Genomic DNA, 21384 nt, shown 5'->3' with positions numbered 1-21384 from the left:
CGTGCCGTCGGGGTCCCAGGAGGTTCCGAGTGTCGTCGTTCCCCGTCCACACCCGATCGCGCGCCGTCGGCGCACGGTCTCGCCGCCGGTCCCGTTGGACCACGGCGGCCCTGGCCACCGCTGTGGCGGCCAGCCTCGCCGCGGTGACGCCCAGCGCGTCCGCGATCCCTGCCGGCGACGAGCCGGGCATCACCATGCGCGCCTTCCAGCTGGGCCAGCCGATCTCGGAGCTGTGCACCCTCAAGGCCGGGCAGACGCCCAACGTCGACCAGCTCAAGCAGGTCGTCGACTGGCGCTCGCCCTCCGACTTCGGCGGCCTGCAGGACAACTTCGTCGTGGAGGCGCTGGCCAACCTCAGCGTCGAGACGGGCGGCACCTACCGCTTCCGCCTCACCAGCGACGACGGCTCACGGCTGACGATCGACGACCAGGTGGTCGTCGACCACGACGGGCTGCACGGAGACACGGCCATGGAGGGCAGCGTCACGCTGACCGCCGGCGCCGTGCACGCACTGCGCGTCGACTACTTCGAGGCCGGTGGCGGCGAGCGGCTGACCCTCGAGTGGATGCCGCCGGGCGCCACCACGTTCTCCCTGGTCCCCGCCAGCGCGCTGAGCACCGAGGCCGACGTCACCCGCGTCACCGCCCCGGGCTTCAAGCAGTGCGAGGGACAGCAGGACTCCGCGGGAGACGGGCTCCAGCTCGACTCCGTCAACCCGGCCTACGACCTCGTCGACCTGCGCCCCGACGGCTTCGAGCCGCAGGTGACCGGCCTGGAGTGGGACGGCGAGGACCTCCTCGTCCTCACCTGGGGCGGCAACGGCAACGACCAGGGAAACGTCGAGCTCGGCGAGCTCCACCGCCTCAGCGGCGTGCAGGACGCGACGTCGCCCGCCGACGTCACCCGCACCAGGATCGCCAGCGGCCTGAAGGAGCCGCAGGGCATCAAGGTCGTCGACGGCGAGATCTACATCTCGGAGAAGACCGGGCTCATCAAGCTGACCGAGGAGGACGCCCAGGGCGTGTTCCAGGGCCAGCAGGAGATCGCGAAGTACCCGTTCGACGGGAACTTCCACGAGTTCGGCTTCGGCATGCTCTACAAGGACGGCAAGTTCCACGTGAACCTGTCCGTGTCGATCAACCTCGGTGGTGCCACCACCGTGCCGCAGGGCTCCTACGACCGTGGCACGCACATCACCATCGACAAGGAGACCGGCGCGATCGACTACGTCGCCGGCGGCCTGCGCACCCCGCACGGCATGGGCTGGGGTCCCGAGGGCGAGATCTTCGTGACCGACAACCAGGGCGGCTGGCTGCCTGCCAACAAGCTCATCGAGGTCAAGCCCGGAGAGTTCTACAACCACTTCACGACCGAGCCCGACGGCTCGCCCGGTCGCTTCGACGACCAGCCGGTGACCAAGCCCGTCCTGTGGATGCCGCAGAACGAGATCGCCAACTCGCCGAGCACGCCCGTCATGGTCGACGCCGGCCCCTACCAGGGCCAGATGTTCATCGGTGACGTGACCTACGGCGGTCTGCAGCGCGCCGACCTCGAGAAGGTCGACGGCCGCTACCAGGGCGCTCTCTTCCGGATGACCCAGGGCCTCGAGGCCGGCATCAGCCGCGTGCTCAAGGGCCCCGACGGCTCGATCGTCGTCGGTGGCCTCGGCGCCGGCGGCAACTGGGGACAGACCGGCAAGCTGCGCTACGGCCTGCAGAAGCTCGACCTGAGCGGTGACGTGCCCTTCGACATGGCGTCGATGGACGTCGTCGAGGGCGGCTTCGAGGTCACCTACACCGAGCCCCTCTCCGCCGCGACGCTGGAGGACCTGGCGTCCAAGTACCAGGTCGAGCAGTGGCGCTACCGCGCCACCGCGCAGTACGGCGGCCCCAAGCTGGACGAGGAGTCGCTCCAGGTCACCGGCGCGACGGCCAGCGAGGACGGCCGTACGGTCACCCTGCAGATCGACGGCATGAAGCCCGACCGGGTCGTCCACGTCCGCTCGCCGCGCCCGTTCGAGTCCGCCTCCGGCGAGACGCTCTGGAGCACCGAGGCGTGGTACACCCTCAACAGCTACCCGGGCTACGTCGCCGAGGAGCCGGAGCCGGCTCCGGACGGCATCTACGAGCTCGAGGACGGCGAGCTGTCCGGCACGGCGGGCATCGACACCGAGCACGCCGGATACACCGGCTCGGGCTTCGTCGACGGCATCCAGACCGTCGGCTCGGGCAGCGCGGTCGAGGTGGTCGCGCCGAAGGCCGGGGCGTACGAGCTGCAGATCCGCTACGCCAACGGCCCCAACCCGCAGCCCAACCAGACCAAGAAGATGAGCCTCTACATCGGCGAGGAGCGCCAGGAGGTCGCACTGCCGCCGTTCGCGGACTGGAAGACCTGGGGCACCGTCACGGTCCCGGTGACGCTTCCTGCCGGCGCCACCAGGGTCGAGATCGTCTACGAGCAGGGCGACGACGGCCACGTCAACCTCGACCACGTGAAGCTGATCGACCCGACCGGAGGTCGTGTCGAGGCCGAGGACGGCACCATCACGGGCCAGGGCAACCGGGTCCAGACCGAGCACGCGGGCTACAGCGGCACCGGCTACGTCGGTGGCTTCGAGAACGACGGAACCGCGGTGACCTTCGACCTGACCACGACGGCGGCCGGCTTCCACGCGATCAAGCTCGGCTACGCCAACGGCCCCAACCCGCAGCCCAACCAGACGAAGCAGATGTCGCTCTACGTCAACGACGTCTTCGTCAAGAAGCTGCTCCTGCCGCCGGGTGAGTCGTGGAAGACCTGGCTGACCTACGAGGACCAGATCGAGCTCGAGGCCGGTGCCAACGTCGTCAGGATCGCCCGCGACGCCGGTGACAACGGCAACGTCAACCTCGACTACCTGGCCCTCGGTGCCCGCTCGGCGTGTGCGCCGGGCGAGACGCCGGGTGCCGACGACGAGTTTGAGGGTTCCACGCTCGACACCTGCCGCTGGAGCACGATCCTCAACAAGACGGCGAGCGGCGTCGCGGTGTCCGGTGGCCAGCTGCGCATCAACGCCCAGGCCGGTGACCTCTCCGGGGGCGCGGTCGACGCGAAGAACATGGTCCTGCAGGACTCGCCCGCCGAGGGTCCCTGGGCCGCCACCACGCAGCTCACGATGACGGGCACGGACGACTACCTCCAGGGTGGTCTGGTCGCCTGGACCAGCGCGACCAACTACGCCAAGCTCGTCGCGATGGAGAAGCCCGACGGCGACTGGGTGCTCGAGCTGGGTCGCCGCATCAACGGCGACATGGTCTACACCAACGCCGACCTTCCCGAGGGCGCCGCTCCGGACGAGCTCCAGCTGCAGCTGGTCTCGACCGGCTCCGCCATCCAGGGCCGGTGGTCGACCGACCAGGGCACCACGTGGCAGTCCATGGGCGCGGGCTACCCCGCCACGGGGCTGGTCGCTCCCAAGATCGGTGTCGCCGCCTACAACGGCACCGGCAGCCAGGTCGGCGCGTTCGACTGGTTCCGCGTCAGCGGCGACCCGGTCATCGAGCCCGACACGTGCGAGGCGACCGCTGCCGACCCCGGCTACCGGACGCTGTTCGACGGCACGGCGGAGAGCCTGGAGGAGTGGAACATGGCCGGTCCCGGCGTGTTCACCCGCGAGGCCGACTGCACGCTGAAGACCAACGGCGGCCTGGGCCTGCTGTGGCACTCGGAGCCGCTCGAGGGCGACTACTCGCTGCAGCTGGACTGGAAGCTCGTCAAGGACGACAACGGCGGCGTCTTCGTCGGGTTCCCGAACCCGGAGACCACGCCCCGGTACGACGGTGACCCGGCCAACCCGGCGGGTGACCCGTGGGTGGCCGTGGACCGTGGCTACGAAATCCAGATCGACGCCACCGACGACCCCGACAGCACCACCGGCGCGGTCTACAACTTCCAGTCCGCCGACCTGCCGGCTCGCGACGCGGCGCTCAACCCGGTCGGGGAGTGGAACCACTACGAGATCAAGGTGGAGGGCAAGCGGATCCGGATCTACCTCAACGACGAGCTGGTGAACGACTTCACCAGCCCGGAGACGGAGACCAAGCGCCTGACCTGGCCGTCGTACATCGGCCTGCAGAACCACGGCGGCGGTGAGAGCGTGTTCTACCGCGACGTGCAGGTCATGGACCTCGCCGACCCGGAGAACGTCCCGGCCGAGGTGACCGTCACCGCCCCCGAGGAGGTCGAGACGGGCAAGAAGGCCGAGGTCGTGGTCGAGGTCGACTCGGCCGCCGAGGCGGCGCCGACCGGTGAGGTGGTGCTGTCGGTCGACGGCACCGAGCTGCCGGCGGTGGAGCTCGAGGACGGGAAGGCGACCTTCGAGGTCGGCCCGTTCGGGGGCCCGAAGACCGTGGAGCTGGTGGCTGACTACGCCGGCGACGTGGCCACCGACCCGGGCCAGGGGAGCGCGCAGCTGAAGGTTGTCGACTCCGGACCCGTCGCCTCCACGGTGACGATCCAGGCGCCGGACGAGGTGAGGACCGGCAAGAAGGCCCAGGTGCTGATCGAGGTCAGCTCGTCAGCAGAGGAGCCCCCGACCGGCGAGGTGGTGCTCTCGGTCGACGGGAAGAAGCTGCCTGCTGTGGAGCTGGTGGACGGTCAGGCACGGATCACGATCGGTCCGCTCGGCAGACCGAGGACCGTCGAGCTGGTCGCCACCTACGCTGGTGACGACGAGGTGCAGCCCGGCAGCGGGACGGCACAGGTCAGAGTGGTCACCCCAGCGTCGAAGCCGTGACCGGTCCCGGGTGGTCGGGCGCGCTCAGCGCCTGACCACCCGGACCAGGCAGTCCCAGGCCGTACGCCGTTCCTCGCCACCGTGGCCGTCGTCCGAGGTGACCTCGCGGGCGACCCGCTCTGCGCGCAGCACCTCGACGTCGAGGTCGTCGGCGCTGGTCAGGTCACCGACGACGTCGTCGGCGCTCATCAGCACGGCAGGGTCCTGCGGCCCGCCGGTGCCGTCGGTCAGGTTGGTCGAGTCGTGGGCGACCAGCAGCAGCGTCCCGCCCGGGCGCAGCATCCGCACCGCGTTGCGGACCGCCCGCCGGCGGTCGGCGGCGGGCACCTGCAGGTAGGCGATCACCACGAGGTCCACCGGCTCGTCCGGCGTCCAGGCGGTGGCGTCGGCGCACACCCACGCCACGTCGAGGCCCTCGCCGAGGCGCGCCCCCTTGTCGAGGGCGACCTGCGAGAAGTCCACCGCCGTGGCCGACCAGCCGCGCGAGGCGAGCCAGATGGCGTTGCGGCCCTCGCCGGCGGCGAGGTCGACCGCGGTGCCCGGAGCCAGGTCGGCGAGCTCGGCGGCCACGAACTGGTTGGGCTCGCGCGACCAGACCAGGTCGCTCGCGGCGTAGCGCTCGTCCCAGGCGTGTGCGTCCATGTCCAGCAGGGTAGGCCCGGGAGGCCGCCTCAGCCCACGGCCACGACCCGCAGGACCAGGGCCTCCTCCGGACGCATGACCGGCAGCGCGACCCCGGAGCTCGCGATGACGCGCCCGCTCAGCTCCGCACCGTCGCCGGACCAGGCTCCGCTGAGGTCGGCGCCGATGCCTCGCGGCACCTCCTCGGTCAGGCGGTAGCGCCGGTCCGGGTCGAGCCCCGTGAGCCTGAGCGGTGCCGGGTGCTGGGTCGCGGTGGCGGCCACCGTCGCGACGACGTACCAGGCCTCCGAGCGGTCCTCGGCCACGATGCCCGTCACCACCACCGCGGGGTCCGGGTGGTCGGGGTGCACGAGGGTGCCGGTGCCGATGAGGGGCCGCACCCGCTTGTGCAGCGCGACCCACTCCTGCAGCTCGGCGAGGGTCGCCTCGTCGAGTCGGGACACGTCCCACTCGATGCCGAACCAGTAGAGCAGGGCGGCCGCGGCCCGGTAGCGCAGCGAGTGCGTCCGCCCCGTGGTGTGCGCGGTCGGGCCGCCGACGTGCGAGCCGATAAGCTCGGGCGGAACGAGCAGCGAGGTCCAGCGCTGGAGGTGCTGGCGCTCAAGGGCGTCGATAGTGTCGCTGGGCCAGATCCGGTCGGTGCGGGACAGGACCTCGGCGTCGACCCGCGCGCCGCCCGAGGAGCACGACTCGATCTCGAGCGTCCGGTGGGCGTCGCGCAGCTCGTCGAGGAGCCGGTAGAACGCGCGCGTCTGCCCGTGCACCGCGGGGCGGCCGTCGTGGACGGCGTCGGTGAGATCGCGGTTGTGGTCCCACTTGAGGTAGGCGATGTCGAGCTCGTCGAGCAAGGCGAGGAGGGCGGCGCGCAGGTCGTCGTAGGCCCCCTCGTCCTGCAGGTCGAGCACCTGCTGGTGGCGCCACTCGGGCGGCGCGGCGGCGCGACCGCGCAGCACGCGACCGGGGTGGCTGCGAGCGGTCTCGGAGTCGAGGTTGACCATCTCCGGCTCCACCCACAGCCCGAACTCCATGCCGCGGCCCGTGACGTGCTCGACGAGCGGGCCCAGTCCCTGCGGCCAGACGTCGGGGTCGACCGCCCAGTCGCCGAGCCCGGACTTGTCGTCGCGGCGGCCGAGGAACCAGCCGTCGTCGAGGACGAAGCGCTCGACGCCGACGGAGGCCGCGGCGTCGGCGAGCTCGGCGAGCCGCTCCAGGGAGTGGTCGAAGTAGACCGCCTCCCACGAGTTGGCGATGACCGGCCGCTCGGTGCGCACCCGCGGCGTGAGCGAGCGCAGGTGGGCGTGGAAGCGGTGGCTCATCGCGTCGAGGCCGGTGCCCGACCAGGAGCCCAGCACGCGCGGCCCGTCGTAGGTCTCGCCGGGTGCGAGGACGACCTCGCCGGGGTCGAGGAGCTCGCCGCCGCCGATCAGGCACTCGCCCTCGGGCGTGCGCTCGGCGTAGTGGGTGTGGTTGCCGCTCCACGCGGTGTGCAGGGCCCACACCTCGCCGGCGCCGAAGCCGAACCCGGGAGTGCCGGCGACCATGACCAGCGTGGCGTCGTGGCCGGTGCGGCCGTGGCGCGCGTCGCGGCGGTGGGTGCCCTGCACCCAGGGGTGCCGCTGCGGGGAGCGCTCCTTGCACCACCGCCCGGTCAGGTCCAGCAACTCGGTGGCGTGGGCGCCGACGGGCAGCGCGGTCAGGACCGAGGCGAGGTGCAGGTCGCCGGCGGCGGTGTTGGTCACCGAGGTGCGGGCGTGGAGGAGCCCGGCGTCGTCCAGCGACAGCCCGACCCGCACGGACCAGCCCGCTTCGTCGTCGGTGGAGGTGCAGGTGAGGCTCGCGTCACCGTCGACGTGCACGTCCCACGCGACCAGGCTCGGCGTCACCGCCCGGGCATTGCCGCCCACGCGGTGGCCGGACAGGGCCGGGGTGCCGGCGTAGCCTCGCGTGCCGTCGGGCACCAGCCCGGTCGTGCGCGGTCCGTCGTACGCCGAGTGGGACACGCCTGGACGCCGGGCATCGGCCAGCCCGGTCAGGTCGGCCTCGCCGAGGTCGCCGAGCGCGGCGCCCCAGTGCACGACGCGCGGGATGCCGTCGGTGTCGCGGGCCAGCACGACGCTGACGCCGCCACGCTGGAGGTGGACGGGCGCGGCGCTCATGAGTCGCCTGCCTCGGCCAGGGCGTCGTCGTCGCCGTCGACCGGGTCCACGACGACCAGCTCGCCCACGTGGTCGGCGAGGGCGCCGCTGGCGTGGGCGGAGAGCCCGGAGTCAGTGACCAGGACCGCCGCCTCCGACAGCCCGGCCATGCTGCTGAGCCCCACGACCCCCCACTTGCTCGAGTCGGCGCACACGATCAGGCGGCGCGATCGCTCGATCATCGCGCGGTTGGTCTCCGACTCGAGCAGGTTGGGGGTGCTGAAGCCGGCGCGCACGTCCATGCCGTGGACACCCATGAAGAAGGCGTCGACGTGGAGGCTGCGCAGCGACGACACCGCGACCGGGCCCACCAGGGCGTCGGACGGTGTGCGCAGCCCGCCGGTGAGGAGGACCGAGGTGGTGGCGTCGCCGGTGCGGTGCAGCACGTCGGCCACCCACACGGAGTTGGTGACGACGGTGAGGTTGGGGATCCGGGCGATGTGCTCGGTGAGGGCGTGGGTGGTGGTGCCGGCCGAGACCGCGATCGCCATGCCGGTGTGCACCAGCTCGGCCGCGGCTGCGGCGATCGCCTCCTTCTCCCGCCGACGCTGCACCGACTTCGCGGCGAAGCCGGGCTCGGACGACGACGGCTCGTCGACGGCGAGCGCGCCGCCGTGCACCTTCTCCAGCAGCCCCTCGCGGTGCAGCGCCACGAGGTCGCGCCGCACGGTCATGTCGGAGACGCCCAGCAGCTCGACGAGGTCGGTGACGCGCACCGTCCCGTCGCGGTTGAGCTCGGCGAGGATCCGTCCGCGGCGCTGGGCGGCGAGCATCACGCCTCCCTGCCGGCCGGTCGGGCGGACTCGCGGACGACGGCCACGCCGCCGGGCGGCACCCGAAGGTCCCCGGCGACGTCTCGTCCGGTGACCAGCTCCCGCCCGTGCACGTCGACCGGGGCGGGCGCCTCCCCGTGGTTGATCACGAACAGCCAGCTCGCGTCCTCGCCCACGCGGCGGGTGACCTCGACGAGGTCCGCGGCGCCGGGGAGCGTCTCGACGCCGGTCTCGTCGACGAGACGCTCCACCAGCCGGTCGGTGCCGGCGGGGTCGAGGCGCGTCGCGACGTACCACGCGGTGCCCTCGCCGACCGCCCGGCGCGTGACGGCGGGGAGCCCCGCGGCAGGCCCGTCGGCGTACGTCGCCACCGCCTCCGCACCGGCGAGCTCGAGGTCCTCGGCCCAGGTGTCGGCAGTGACGGGGTCGCTGCCGAGTCCCTCGACGACCACCGACTGGCCGCTCAGCAACGGGAGGAACTCGGTGGCGCGGACGCCGAGCAGGTCACGGAAGGCGCCGGGGTAGCCCCCGAGGCGGATGTGGTCGGACTCGTCGACGATGCCGCTGAAGTAGGTGATCACCACCGTGGCGCCCGCCTCCGCGGCCGCGGTCAGGGACGCCACGGCGGCGTCGTCGACGAGGTAGAGGGTGGGCACCACGACGAGCCGGTAGGACGACAGGTCGGTCGACGGGTGGACGACGTCGACGCCCACGCCGCGGGCCGACAGCGCCCGGTGCAGGTCCTCGGCCCGGTCGCGGTAGCGCACGTCGATGCTCGGGTGCGAGTCGAGCTCGCAGGCCCACCACGCCTCGTAGTCGAAGAGGATCGCCGCCTGGTTGCGCGCCGTGCTGCCCGCAGCCTCCTCGGCGGCGTCGAGCACGCGCGAGAGCTCGACGACCTCGCGCCACTGGCGGGTGTCGGTGCCGGCATGGGGGAGGAGCCCGGAGTGGAACTTCTCGGCCCCGGCGCGCGAGGCGCGCCACTGGAAGAACAGCACCGCGTCGGCGCCGTGCGCGACGTGCGACAGGCTGTTGCGGATCATCTCGCCGGGGAGCTTGGCCCGGTTGCGCGGCTGCCAGTTGACCGCGCTGGTGGAGTGCTCCATCAGCAGCCACGGGCGCCCGTCCGCCGTGCCGCGCGTGAGGTCGGCGCTGAACGCCAGCTCGCGGTGGCCGCCGTCCTCCTCGCCGATCAGGTAGTGGTCGTTGGAGACCACGTCGAGCTCGCGGCCCCACCGCAGGTAGTCCATCTGCGGCGTCTGGCGCATCACCATGAAGTTGGTCGTCACGGGGACGCCCGGGGAGAGCCGGTGCAGGACGTCTCGCTCGACGACGAAGTTGTCGAGGAGCTGGTCGGAGGAGAAGCGCGCGAAGTCGAGCTGCTGCGTGGGGTTGGCGTGGGTGGGTGCCACCCGGGGCGGCAGCACCTGCGCGAAGTCGTCGTAGCGCTGCGACCAGAACGCGGTGCCCCACGCGTCGTTGAGGCGGGCCACGTCGTCGTCGTACCTGGCCCGCAGCCACGTCCGGAACGCCGCCGCGCTGGTGTCGCAGTAGCAGCGGGCGTTGTGGCAGCCGAGCTCGTTGGACACGTGCCAGAGAGCGAGCGCGGGGTGGTCGTGGTAGCGCTCGGCCATCCGGGTGCAGAGCTCGAGGGCGTGCTCGCGGTAGACCGGCGAGCTGGGGCAGAAGGACTGCCGTCCGCCCGGCCACAGCGTGCGTCCGTCCTGCGTGACCGGGAGCATCTCGGGGTGGCGGTGGGTCAGCCAGGGCGGCGGGGAGGCGGTGGCCGTGGCGAGGTCGACCTTGATGCCAGCCGCGTGGAGGTCGTCCATCTGCTCGTCGAGCCAGCCGAACTCCCACGCGCCGGGACGCGGCTGCAGCCAGGCCCACGAGAAGACCGCGAGCGTGACGAGGTCGACCCCCGCCTCGCGCATCAGCTCGCGGTCCTCGCGATGGGCCGCTGCGGGCCACTGCTCGGGGTTGTAGTCGCCGCCGAAGGCCAGTGCGGGCAGGGATGTCGGCATGCGGCCAACTGTGTCGACCCTCACATCGCAAAGTCAACGGTTCAACGAGGATTTGGGTTCGGAAATGTTTGATCTGGTGCGAAATGACCCTCCCCAGGGGTTGACGGGGCTGTGGCGACCGTCACATGCTGTGCTCCCCTGTTTGGTTTTGTCCCAAGCGTGTCCAGGAGGCCGTCGTGTCACTGTCCCGTTCCAGCGCCATCCCCCGCTCGGCGCTCACCACCATGGCCGCCTCGCGCCGCACCGTGCTGCGCGGCATGGCGCTCAGCGGCCTCGCCGTGGGTGGGGCCAACCTGCTCGCCGCGTGCGGCGGTGACGACGACTCCGGGCCCTCGTCGGGCTCCGGTGCGACCGTGAAGTTCGGCATCAACGAGGCCGACGGGTCGGGCCCGGCCTACGACCGGCTCAAGGGGATGGCCGACGCCTACACCAAGGAGACCGACACCAAGGTCAGCCTCAACGCCGTCGACCACAACACCTTCCAGGAGAGCATCAACACCTACCTCCAGGGCACGCCCGACGACGTGTTCACCTGGTTCGCCGGCTTCCGGATGGCGCAGTTCGCGGAGAACGGCCTGATCACCGACCTGAGTGACGTCTGGCCGATCGACGGCCTCAACGACTCGTTCAAGCAGGCCTCCACCGCGCCCGACGGCAAGCAGTACTTCGTGCCGGTGAGCTACTACCCGTGGGCGGTCTTCTACCGGAAGTCCGTCTTCGAGAAGAACGGCTGGGTGGCGCCCGAGACCAACGACGACTTCATGGCGCTCATGGACGACATGCAGGGCAAGGGCATCACGCCGTTCGCCTTCGGCGACAAGGACGGCTGGCCGGCGATGGGCACGTTCGACATCCTCAACATGCGCCTCAACGGCTTCGACTTCCACATGAGCCTGATGGCCGGCGACGAGGCGTGGGACGGCGACGAGGTCAAGCTCGTCTTCGACACGTGGCGCACGCTGCTGCCCTACCACCAGGCCGATCCGCTCGGCCGCACGTGGCAGGAGGCGGCGACCGCGATGGGCAAGGGCGAGTGCGGCATGTACCTCCTCGGCACCTTCGTGGTCGACGCCCTCGGTGAGAACGGCGAGGACCTGGACTTCTTCACCTTCCCCCAGCTCGACTCCTCGATCCCGGCCGACTCCCTCGACGCGCCGATCGACGGCTTCTGCGTGGCGGCGGCCGGCCAGAACCAGGAGGCCGGCAAGGAGATGATCAAGTGGCTCGGGAGCGCCCAGGCGGCCGACGCGGGCAACAACGCGGCCGACGCGCCGTTCATCGCGGCCAACTCCGGCGCCAGCACCTCGACCTACAGCGACCTGCAGAAGAAGTCGGTGGAGGTGGTGAGTGCGGCCGCCAACATCGCGCAGTTCATGGACCGCGACACCAACGCCGACTTCGCCAACACGGTGATGATCCCGTCGATCCAGGAGTTCCTGAAGAACCCCGACGACATCGACGGCATCACCGCCAGCATCCAGGAGCAGGCGAACTCGATCTTCTGACCATGACCGACATCGAGCAGACCCGAGCGGAGGCGCCGCAGCAGCAGCGTGCTGCGGCGCCACCCCAGGGGCGCGAGAAGAAGCTGCCCACACGGGACCGGTGGGTCGTCATCACGATGGTCACGATCCCGCTCGTGCTGGTCGTGCTGCTGGTGTGGGTGCCGGCCGCCCTGTCCTTCGCCCTGTCCTTCGGGAAGTGGAACGGCTTCGGCGACCTCGACACCATCGAGTGGGTCGGCTTCCAGAACTACAAGGACATCGCCACGATCTACCCGCCGTTCTGGCCGGCGATCCAGCACAACCTGATCTGGCTGGTGTTCCTCTTCCTCTTCCCGACGGTGCTCGGGATGCTCCTCGCGGTCGTCCTGGACCGGGAGATGCGCGGCAGCCGGTTCTACCAGACGGCGTTCTACATGCCGGTCGTGCTCTCGATGGCACTGATCGGCTTCATCTGGCAGCTCTTCTACTCCCGCGACCAGGGCCTCATCAACGACGTCTTCGGCACCCAGATCGACTGGTACGGCGACCCCGACATCAACCTGTGGGCGGTGCTCGTCGCCACGGCGTGGCGGCACACCGGCTACATCATGCTCATCTACCTGGCCGGCCTGAAGGGCGTCGACGCCAGCCTCCGCGAGGCGGCGGCGGTCGACGGCGCCGGTGAGGTGAAGACCTTCTTCAACGTGATCTTCCCGGTGATGCGACCGATCAACCTGATCGTGATCGTCATCGTGGTCATCGAGTCGCTGCGCGCGTTCGACATCGTGTGGGTCATCAACAAGGGCCGCAACGGGCTCGAGGTCATCGGCGCCCTCGTCGCCCAGAACGTCATCGGCGAGGCGACGCGCTACGGCTTCGGCTCGGCGCTGGCCGTGATCATGATGCTCATCTCGTCGGTCTTCATCACCATCTACCTGCGCAACGTCTTCCGTGAGGAGCGCACCCGATGAGCACCCAGACCCCGACCGCCGCGCCGCCGGCCTCGGCCCCCGTGCCGCCACGGCGGCAGGAGGGCGGCGTGCTGAGCCGGCGCCGCGGTGCGATCGCAACGGTGATCGTCGCCGTGCTGGCGCTGGCGTGGCTCTTCCCGCTCCTGTGGGCGCTGATCAACTCCTTCCGCGAGTACGAGTACACCCAGGCCAACGGCTACCTCTCCTTCGGCGGGTGGACCACCTCCAACTACGAGGACGCGTGGTCTCGCGGCAACTTCGGGCTCCACCTGCGCAACTCGCTCCTCATCACCGTCCCCGCGGTGCTGCTCACGCTGTGGCTGTCCTCGATGGTCGCCTTCGTGCTGGCCCGGTTCAGCTACCGGTTCAACCTCACCCTGCTCGGCGTGTTCCTCGCCGCCAACCTGCTGCCGCCGCAGGCGCTGCTCATCCCGGTCTTCCGGATGTTCCGCGAGGTGCCGCTCCCGCTCTTCATGAGCGACACCGGCTCCCTGCTCAACAGCTTCTGGGCGTTGATCCTGGTCAACACCGCCTTCCAGATGGGCTTCTGCACCTTCGTGCTCAGCAACTACATGAAGACGCTGCCCTACGAGATCTACGAGTCGGCCGAGCTCGACGGCGCGAGCGTGTGGCGCCAGTACTGGCAGCTCACCATGCCGCTCGTACGCCCCGCCCTCGCCGCCCTCGCCACGCTGCAGGTGACGTGGATCTACAACGAGTTCTTCTGGGCGACGGTGCTGATCCAGCAGGGCAACAAGCTGCCCGTGACCTCGGCGCTCAACAACCTCCGGGGCCAGTTCTTCACCGACACGAACCTGGTCGCGGCGGGATCGATCATCGTGGCGCTGCCCGTGCTGGTGGTGTTCTTCGCGCTGCAGAAGCAGTTCGTCTCCGGTCTGACGTTGGGGTCGACCAAGGGCTGACGGACTGGACCAACGGGTTTCCTCGACAAGGGGCAGTTTTTGCGGGGTTGCTCGCGGCGGGCTTCGTCAATGTGTTGGCTCCGATCCCTGCGGCCAACGCAGCGTGCGCACCGAACGTGCACGTGTCCCGATACATGTGGGGGACGATCACCGCAGAGGGACGCTTCAACGACTGCACGATTCGCCAGGGCGATCGGCTCTGCCTCCAGAAGGAAGTCGGATACAACTCATGGTCGTCGACCGTGGTGTGTCGAGGCGCGCTGGAACTCGTAGGCACGGTCAACACCTTCCGGACTGGTTGGGCGAATCACCCGTCCTACGCCGGCAAGTACCGCGCCTTCGCAGTGGTCAACGGCCGGGCGTACGCATCGTCGAACTTCTGGTGCCCCAGCGACTACTGATAGGCAGCCAACCCGTCCAGATGCAGGGGAACGCCGTCGCAGGTTGCTGCGGCGGCGTTGCTCAACCCCTCACCAGTCGTGCCAGACGCCGGCGCGCATCACGCGGACGACGTGCAGCCGCTCGTCGAGCACGACCAGGTCGGCCCGGCGTCCGGGCTCGACCGCGCCGACGTCGTCGAGGCCCCACGCGCGGGCGGGGGCGGTGCTGGCGGCGTGCACGACGTCGAGCAGCGGGAGGCCGGCGGTGCCCACGCAGAAGCGCACCGCCGCGTCCATCGTCAGCGTGGAGCCCGCGATGGCGCCGTCACCGCCCGGTGAGGCGAGGCGGGCGACGCCCTCGCGCACCTCGATCGCCATCGGGCCGAGCCGGTAGTCGCCGTCGGGTGCGCCGGCCGCCGCCATCGCGTCGGTGACCAGGATGCAGCGGCCCGGCTTGGTCGCGAAGACCGTGCGGAGGACGACGGGGTGCAGGTGCACCCCGTCGGCGACCAGCTCGACGTCGACGGGCGCGTCGAGCAGCGCCCCCACGGCCCCGGGGTCGCGGTGGTGCAGGGGACGCATGGCGTTGAAGAGGTGGGTGCCGAGGCGGGCACCCGCGTCGATCGCGGCGCGCGCCTCGTCGTACGTCGCGTCGGTGTGGCCGATCGCGACGAGCACGCCGGCCGCGGCGAGTCGTCGTACGGCGTCGAGCCCGCCGGGCAGCTCGGGGGCGAGGGTGACCATGCGGATCGCGCCGTCGCCGGCCGACAGCAGGCCGTCGATCGCCGCCGGTCCGGGGTCCGACAGCGAGCCCGGCCGGTGGGCGCCGGAGCGCCGTGGGCTGAGCCACGGACCCTCGAGGTGGATCCCGGCCAGCCGGCCGTCCTCGACCAGCGGCGCCAGCTCGCGGACGGCGGCGGCCATCCGGTCGGAGGTGTCGGTGACCAGGCTGGCGGCCATCGAGGTGGTGCCGTGGGCGAGGTGGGTGGACGCCGCGACGGCGGCAGCGTCCGCCGTACCCACGTCGAACGACGCCCCGCCGCCGCCGTGCACGTGCAGGTCGACGAAGCCGGGGGTCACCGTGACGGGGCCCAGGTCGACGTCGGCCGGTCGGGGCGGCGGTCCCTCGCCGACACCGGCGATGAGGTCGCCGTCGAGGAGCAGCCACCCCGGCGCCAGGATGCGCGCCGGGGTGACCACCTGTGCTGCCGTCAGGATCACGTCAGGCCTTGTCGTCCTGCTCGACGATCGAGCCGCCGGCGGCCGGGTCGCCGTCGTCCTCGCGGCCCGGAGTCCTGAGGTTCCACCTGCGGATGACGAACCGGAAGAGCACGTAGTAGATCGCCGCGTAGGCCAGGCCGATCGGGATGATCAGCAGCGGCTTGGTGGCGATGTTGAAGTTCAGGACGTAGTCGAAGAGTCCGGCGGAGAAGCCGAAGCCGTCCTTGATCCCGAGCGCGTTGACCAGCGCCATCGAGGTGCCGGTGAGGAACGCGTGGATGACGTAGAGCGGGAACGCGACGAACATGAACGCGAACTCGAGCGGCTCGGTGACGCCGGTCAGGAAGGCGGTCAGCGCGGCCGAGAGCATGATGCCGCCGACGAGCTTCTTGTTCTCCGGGCGTGCCTCGTGCCAGATCGCCAGCGCCGCGGCGGGGAGGGCGAACATCATGATCGGGAAGAAGCCGGTCATGAACGCGCCGGCGGTGGGGTCGCCCGCCAGGAAGCGGGCGATGTCTCCGTGGTAGACCTCGCCGCCGCTCTGGTACTCGCCGAAGATGAACCACGGCGGGTTGTTGAGGATGTGGTGCAGCCCGAGCGGGATCAGCAGCCGGTTGAGGAATCCGTACACGAAACCGCCGAGCACCGCGTTGGCGGTCACCCACTCGCCGAGGCCGGTGATGCCGGCGTCGAAGGCGGGGTAGACGAAGCTCATCAGCACCGAGACGGCGAGCATCGCGAAGGCCGTGATGATCGGGACGAAGCGGCGCCCGCCGAAGAACGCGAGGTAGGGCGGGAGCGAGATCCGGTGGTAGCGCTGCCAGAGGAACGCGCTGACCAGGCCGGTGACGATGCCGCCGAGGACGCCGTAGTTGATCAGCTCCTGCTCGGCGTCGCCCTCGGGCAGGCCGAGGATGACCGGTGACATCGCGTCGCCGACGCCGGTGAAGACCAGGTAGCCCACGACCGCGGCGAGCGCGGTCGACCCGTCGGCCTTGCGGGCCATGCCGATCGCGATGCCGACGGCGAAGAGCAGCGGCAGGTTGGCGAACAGCGCGTCGCCGGCGGCGCCGATGACGGCGGCGACGTTCGTCCAGCCGACCCCGTCCTCGCCGAGCAGGTCCGGCTGCCCGAGGCGCAGCAGCAGCGCCGCGACGGGCAGGGCGGCGATCGGGAGCATGAGGCTGCGCCCGAACTTCTGGACCGGTGCGAGGTTGAGCCTGCGTCTGTCCTGCGTGGTGTCCTGGGTGGTCATCAGGATCGTTCCCTTCTGGCGGTGCTGGTTCTCCCGGCGTCGCCCGATGCGGCGCCGAGGCTCATGTGGACCTGGTAGCGGTCGCCGCGGTAGCGCGAGACGACGTGCTCGACCGGTCGGCCGGCCGCGCTGGACAAGCGGCGGAAGACGAGGAGGGGCGTGTGGACGGGGGCCTCGAGGCGGCGTGCGGTCGCGCCCTCGGCGGCCTCGCCCCACAGGGTCTGCTCCGCGCCGTCGATGACGAGGTCGTAGCGCCCGGCGAACAGGGTGTAGAGCGAGCCGGTGAGGTCCTCGGTGTCGAGGTCGGGCAGGAGGGCGCGGGGGTACCAGCCCTGCTCGATCGCCATCGGCTGGCCGTCCGCCAGGCGTACGCGGTCGATGCGCCACGCCGTGCCGCGTGCGCCGAGGCGGAGCGTGCGCGCGATCTCCGCCGGTGGGCGCTCCTCGTCCACACGCATCAGCCGCGTCGAGGGGGTCAGCCCGCGCCGGCGCATGTCCTCGGTGAACGACGCGAGGTGCAGCCGGCTCTCCACGCGCGGGCGGGCGACGAAGGTGCCCTTGCCCTGGATGCGGTGCAGCAGGCCACTGGCGACGAGCCCGTCGATCGCCTTGCGGACGGTGGCGCGCGAGACGTCGTACGTCGCCATCAGCTCGCGCTCCGACGGGATGGCGGTGTCGGGGTCGAGCTCGCGGGTCGCGAGCTCGGCCAGCGCGTCGCTCAGCTGCGCGTGCTTGGGCCGCGGGCCGTCGTCGATCCTGCGGCTCATCTGACCTCTCGACTCCCGGTGGATCCATTGGTACGGTCTGGTACGTACCAGTTGGGAGCATGGCCACCGCGAGCCGAATCTGTCAAGGACCACCATGAGCACCAGCACGAGCACGGCGATCGCCGGCAGCACCCGCATGGCCTCCGAGATCGCCGAGCAGCCCGATGCGGTGCGTCGCACGCTCGAGCACCTGCTGCCCGAGCAGGAGCGGCTGCGCGCGGCTTTCGCCGGTCGTCGCCGCGTGCTGCTCGTCGCGCGCGGCTCCAGCGACAACGCCGCGACCTACGGCCGCTACCTGCTGGAGGTCTCCTCCGGCGTCCCCGCCGCGCTGGCCGCTCCCAGCGTCGCGACGCACTACCGCGCGCGCCTCGACCTGTCCGACGCGCTGGTGGTCTCGGTGTCGCAGTCGGGTGCCACGGCCGAGATCGTCGAGACGCAGGCATGGGCCGCCTCGTGCGGCGCCACGACGGTCGCGATCAGCAACGTCGCAGGCTCGCCGCTCGTCGACGCCGCCGAGGTGGCGCTGGTGACGCAGGCCGGGCCGGAGGTCGCCGTGCCCGCGACCAAGACGTACCTCACGCAGCTGGTGGCGCTCGCCGTCCTCGCCGACGCGCTCGGCACCGGACCGTCACTCGCCGCCGAGCTCGCGCGGGTGCCCGACGAGGTGGAGGGGCTGCTCGGTGCCGACGTCTCCGCCGCGGCCGAGGCGCTCGCGAGCGCCGGTCGGGTGGTCGTGTCGGGTCGCGGGCTCCTGCTCGGCACGGCGCTTGAGACGGCGCTGAAGATGGAGGAGACCTGCCTGCGCCCGGTGCGCGGCTACTCCTACGCCGACCTGCGGCACGGCCCGATCTCCGTCGTCAGCGAGGGTCTGCTCGCCGTCCTCGTCGCGTCCGCGAGCGGACCGCTGGCCGAGCCGATGGCCGACCTCGTGCGCGACCTGCAGGAGCGCGGCGCCCACGTCCTCGGCATCGGGGGCACGCGCGACTTCGCCCGCGGCTGCGACCTGCACCTCGCCGGCCCGGACCTCCCGGAGGTGGTCGAGCCCCTCGCGTCGATCGTCCCGGCGCAGAGGATGATCGAGCAGATGGCGCGACGCCTCGGCCTCGATCCCGACAACCCCCGTGGACTCGACAAGGTCACCCAGACCGAAAGGAACCATCGATGAGCACCAAGGCAGAGCAGATCCTCGCCGGGCTCGGCGGCGCCGACAACGTCGTCGAGATCGAGGCCTGCATCACCCGGCTCCGCACCGAGGTCAAGGACGGCTCGCTGGTCGACCAGGCCGCCCTCAAGGCAGCCGGCGCCCACGGCGTGATGGCGAGCGGCGCGGTCGTCCAGGTCGTCGTCGGACCCGAGGCGGACAACCTGGCCGACGACATCGAGGACCTGATGTGACGGACGTGCTGTCGCCCTGCCCGGGCCGGGTCGTCGCGATGACGGACGTGCCGGACCCCGTCTTCGCCGAGGAGATGGTCGGCCCGGGCGTCGCCATCGAGCCGCTCGCCGACCCGTCCGGCGGCCGCACCACCGTGGTCTCGCCGATCGCGGGCACGGTCCTCAAGCTCCTCCCGCACGCCTTCGTCGTCCTCGGCGACGGCGTCGGCGTGCTCGTGCACCTCGGCATCAACACCGTGCGGCTGGAGGGGGAGGGCTTCGACGTCCTTGCCACCCAGGGCAGCGACGTCGCCGCGGGCGACCCGATGATCACGTGGGACCCGTCCGCGCTGCCGGCCACCGCCGGCGGTCAGGACGTCTCGCCAGTCGTGCCGGTGGTGCTGATGGACGGCGAGAAGGGCTCGGTGACCAGCGACGCGATCGGTGCGGCCGTCGCCGCCGGCGACCTGCTCTTCAGGACCCCGTGAGCGGCCGCGCGCCGGTCTCGGCCTTCCTGCTCGACCTCGACGGCACCCTCGTCGACTCCGAGCCGCTCCACCGCGCGTCGTACGTCGCCTGGTTTCGCCCACCGCGGCTGGGAGCTCCCCGACCTCGCGATCTTCACGGGCCGCCGCGCCGAGGACGTCTTCGCGACCGAGCCCGGTCCCTGGTCGGGGCTCGACCCGGACCACATGGCGCGCGAGGTCGTCGCCTTCGTGCCCGACGAGCCGCCCGCTCCGGTGCCGGGCGCGCGCGACCTGCTGGTCGCCGCCCGCGCGGCGGACACACCCCTCGCGATCGTCACCTCGGCCGGACCCGCCTGGGTCGAGCGGTCGCTCGCGGCGCTGTCCCTGCCGCTCGACGCGGTCGACCTCGTCGTCACCGCTCGCGACGTCGTCGACGGAAAGCCGCACCCGGCCGGCTACGCCCTCGCCTGCGAGCGGCTCGACGTCGACCCGGAGCACGCGGTCGCCGCCGAGGACTCACCCGCAGGCGTGCGCGCGGCCCTCGGCGCCGGCGTACGTCGCGTGCACGGCATCCGGACGACGCACGAGCACGCGCAGCTCAGCGCGGCCGGCGCGGTCGAAGTGCACGACGACCTCCGTCCGCTGCTGGCCGTCGTGCCGTCGGTCAGCCCGTGACCTGGTCGCCCACGGTGCGCGCGTGCGGGCGCCCCGGGTCGTCGAGCGCCGGGGCGACCTCGCCGGCGCGCAGCGCCTCGAGCTGCGCGCACACCGCGGTGCCGTAGAAGAAGGCGACCGAGGACAGCAACGCCCACAGCAGCAGGGCGAAGATGCCGGCGAGCGGGCCGTACACGCTGCCGAACGAGCCGCTGAACGAGACGTAGGCCGCCAGCCCGGCCGTGGCCATCGCGTTGAGCACGACCGCGATGCCCGACCCGAGGGCGAGCCAGGACAGCGCCGGCTGGCGCCGTCGCGGCGCGTGGTCGAGCAGCACGGCGATCGCGAAGACGAGCAGCGCGATGCCGATCGGCCATCGCAGGCCGTTCCACCAGTCGACCGAGGTGTCGGACCAGCCGTAGTTGTCCGCCATCGCCTCGCCGAGGGCGCCGCCCCCGACGATCATCACGAACCCGATGCCCACAGGACCGGCGAGCACGGCCGTCAGCACCGCCGCCCGGCCGTACTTGTGCAGCGCCTTGCGGTCGCGTCGGATGCCGTAGATGCGGTTGGCGCCGCGCTCGACCTGCGCCATCGCCGTGGTCATCGAGACGAGCGCGAAGCCCAGGCCGAGGACCAGCGCGATCTCCCCGGCGCGCTCGGAGGCGTCCGACCCGTCGACCGCCGACGCGAGGGCGTCGCCGTCGCCCGAGCCGGGGGAGAGGGAGTCGACGACGTGGGCGACGACGGCGGCCGGACGCTCCTCGTCGATGTCGGAGGCGAGGCCGGTCAGGGCCAGCAGGAAGGGGACGACGGCGAGGCACGCCTGCAGGGCGAGCGCACGCGAGTTGGTGAACCCGTCGCCGTAGCGGAACCGCACGAACGACTCGACCGCGATGGTCCGCAGGCCGTGCTGGCGCGCGAGGTGCCAGGCGTCCATCGCGTCCAGCTCGTCACCGTCCATCTCGGTGGTGACGGGGACGGTGCGTGCGGTGGTCATGGGCGCACCCTAGGTGTTCTGACCACGGACGTTGAGCACGGCGGGTCGGGTGGACGATGACGAAGACCTCCGGGTGAGGTGTGGAGCTACCACGCAACCACGTCTCACCAACGGAGGCCTTCATGTCCCACGCTAACGCCACCTTGACCCCGGCAGGTCGCCTACGCCTGGCCCAGCTCGTCGTGGAAGGCGACTTCCCCTACGCCCGTGCCGCGGAGCGGTTCTCGGTCGGCACCTCGACCGTCGGACGGTGGGTGCGTCGCTACCGGCAGGTTCTGGCCACCGGCCGCGTCCCCGTCGCAGGCGACATGCTCGATCGGTCCTCGCGTCCGCGCCGCAGCCCGACCCGGCTGGAGCGCCGCACAGAACGCCGCATCGTCGGGCTCCGCATCACCCGCCGCTGGGGCCCCGCCCGGATCGGGTACCACCTCGGCCTGCACCCCTCGACCGTGCACAAGGTCCTCAGCCGCTATCGCTGC

The 21384-nt window shown here is 71.5% G+C and carries 17 protein-coding genes; 9 read left to right on the top strand and 8 right to left on the bottom strand.

Features of this window, described 5'->3' with window-relative positions:
* The first annotated feature begins 143 nt into the window (after positions 1-143).
* Positions 144-4775: a 3-keto-alpha-glucoside-1,2-lyase-like domain-containing protein gene (locus tag NCI01_RS14065; protein WP_254182126.1), complete on the top strand. Its 4632-nt coding sequence runs from the start codon at positions 144-146 to the stop codon at positions 4773-4775.
* A gap of 24 nt (positions 4776-4799) precedes the next feature.
* Here the strand turns inward: NCI01_RS14065 and NCI01_RS14060 are convergent, their stop codons facing one another.
* Genes NCI01_RS14060 through NCI01_RS14045 form a run of 4 tightly spaced genes read right to left on the bottom strand, consistent with a single transcriptional unit; the run spans position 4800 to position 10409 of the window.
* On the bottom strand, positions 4800-5417 hold the full coding sequence (locus NCI01_RS14060) for a class I SAM-dependent methyltransferase (RefSeq protein WP_254182125.1): 618 nt from the start codon (positions 5415-5417) through the stop codon (positions 4800-4802).
* Between the two features lie 29 nt (positions 5418-5446).
* Positions 5447-7573: an alpha-galactosidase gene (locus tag NCI01_RS14055; RefSeq protein WP_254182124.1), complete on the bottom strand. Its 2127-nt coding sequence runs from the start codon at positions 7571-7573 to the stop codon at positions 5447-5449.
* The gene (locus NCI01_RS14050) at positions 7570-8385 is read right to left on the bottom strand and encodes a DeoR/GlpR family DNA-binding transcription regulator (RefSeq protein WP_254182123.1); all 816 of its coding nucleotides are present in this window, start codon (positions 8383-8385) and stop codon (positions 7570-7572) included. Before NCI01_RS14050 ends, NCI01_RS14055 begins: the two co-directional genes overlap by 4 nt.
* Positions 8385-10409, bottom strand: coding sequence for a beta-galactosidase (locus tag NCI01_RS14045; protein ID WP_254182122.1), 2025 nt, complete (start codon positions 10407-10409; stop codon positions 8385-8387). Before NCI01_RS14045 ends, NCI01_RS14050 begins: the two co-directional genes overlap by 1 nt.
* A gap of 176 nt (positions 10410-10585) precedes the next feature.
* Between NCI01_RS14045 and NCI01_RS14040 the strand changes: the two genes are divergently transcribed.
* From NCI01_RS14040 to NCI01_RS14030, 3 genes are read left to right on the top strand one after another with little or no spacing between them, the layout of a single operon-like run.
* A complete protein-coding gene (locus tag NCI01_RS14040) occupies positions 10586-11914 on the top strand; it encodes an ABC transporter substrate-binding protein (protein WP_254182121.1) in 1329 nt (442 codons plus the stop codon).
* Positions 11915-11916: 2 nt separating this feature from the next.
* The gene (locus tag NCI01_RS14035; protein WP_254182120.1) at positions 11917-12864 is read left to right on the top strand and encodes a carbohydrate ABC transporter permease; all 948 of its coding nucleotides are present in this window, start codon (positions 11917-11919) and stop codon (positions 12862-12864) included.
* Entirely contained in the window at positions 12861-13787 is a 927-nt protein-coding gene (locus NCI01_RS14030; protein ID WP_254182119.1) for a carbohydrate ABC transporter permease, read from the top strand. Before NCI01_RS14035 ends, NCI01_RS14030 begins: the two co-directional genes overlap by 4 nt.
* Positions 13788-14257: 470 nt before the next feature.
* Here NCI01_RS14030 and nagA read toward each other — a convergent pair whose 3' ends face one another.
* From nagA to NCI01_RS14015, 3 genes are read right to left on the bottom strand one after another with little or no spacing between them, the layout of a single operon-like run.
* Positions 14258-15388, bottom strand: a complete 1131-nt coding sequence (gene nagA, locus NCI01_RS14025) for an N-acetylglucosamine-6-phosphate deacetylase (RefSeq protein WP_254182118.1) — start codon at positions 15386-15388, stop codon at positions 14258-14260.
* Position 15389: 1 nt separating this feature from the next.
* Positions 15390-16643: a PTS transporter subunit EIIC gene (locus tag NCI01_RS14020; protein WP_254182117.1), complete on the bottom strand. Its 1254-nt coding sequence runs from the start codon at positions 16641-16643 to the stop codon at positions 15390-15392.
* Positions 16643-17410 carry a GntR family transcriptional regulator gene (locus NCI01_RS14015; RefSeq protein ID WP_254182116.1) on the bottom strand — a complete coding sequence of 256 codons (768 nt, stop codon included), beginning with the start codon at positions 17408-17410 and terminating at the stop codon, positions 16643-16645. The genes NCI01_RS14020 and NCI01_RS14015 overlap by 1 nt, the downstream gene beginning before the upstream one ends.
* A gap of 94 nt (positions 17411-17504) precedes the next feature.
* Here NCI01_RS14015 and NCI01_RS14010 point away from each other — a divergent pair, with 94 nt between their 5' ends.
* From NCI01_RS14010 to NCI01_RS13995, 4 genes are all read left to right on the top strand, one after another.
* Positions 17505-18575 (top strand): SIS domain-containing protein, encoded by a 1071-nt coding sequence (locus tag NCI01_RS14010; protein WP_254182115.1) that lies wholly within the window; start codon positions 17505-17507, stop codon positions 18573-18575.
* A complete protein-coding gene (locus tag NCI01_RS14005) occupies positions 18572-18805 on the top strand; it encodes a PTS sugar transporter subunit IIB (RefSeq protein WP_254182114.1) in 234 nt (77 codons plus the stop codon). The genes NCI01_RS14010 and NCI01_RS14005 overlap by 4 nt, the downstream gene beginning before the upstream one ends.
* A complete protein-coding gene (locus NCI01_RS14000) occupies positions 18802-19272 on the top strand; it encodes a PTS sugar transporter subunit IIA (RefSeq protein ID WP_254182113.1) in 471 nt (156 codons plus the stop codon). Before NCI01_RS14005 ends, NCI01_RS14000 begins: the two co-directional genes overlap by 4 nt.
* Positions 19273-19401: 129 nt before the next feature.
* The gene (locus NCI01_RS13995) at positions 19402-19926 is read left to right on the top strand and encodes an HAD family hydrolase (RefSeq protein ID WP_372495182.1); all 525 of its coding nucleotides are present in this window, start codon (positions 19402-19404) and stop codon (positions 19924-19926) included.
* On the opposite strand, the gene NCI01_RS13990 is transcribed toward NCI01_RS13995, so the two are convergent.
* Positions 19916-20905, bottom strand: a complete 990-nt coding sequence (locus tag NCI01_RS13990; protein ID WP_254182111.1) for a YihY/virulence factor BrkB family protein — start codon at positions 20903-20905, stop codon at positions 19916-19918. The two genes, NCI01_RS13995 and NCI01_RS13990, sit on opposite strands and share 11 nt — an antisense overlap.
* 122 nt (positions 20906-21027) lie before the next feature.
* Here NCI01_RS13990 and NCI01_RS13985 point away from each other — a divergent pair.
* A partial coding sequence (locus NCI01_RS13985; RefSeq protein ID WP_254182110.1) for a helix-turn-helix domain-containing protein occupies positions 21028-21384 on the top strand: 357 nt, incomplete at its 3' end.

The organism is Nocardioides pinisoli, from assembly GCF_024199985.1.
GTDB classification, from domain to species: domain Bacteria; phylum Actinomycetota; class Actinomycetes; order Propionibacteriales; family Nocardioidaceae; genus Nocardioides; species Nocardioides pinisoli.
This window is presented reverse-complemented; position numbering and strand designations above follow the sequence as displayed.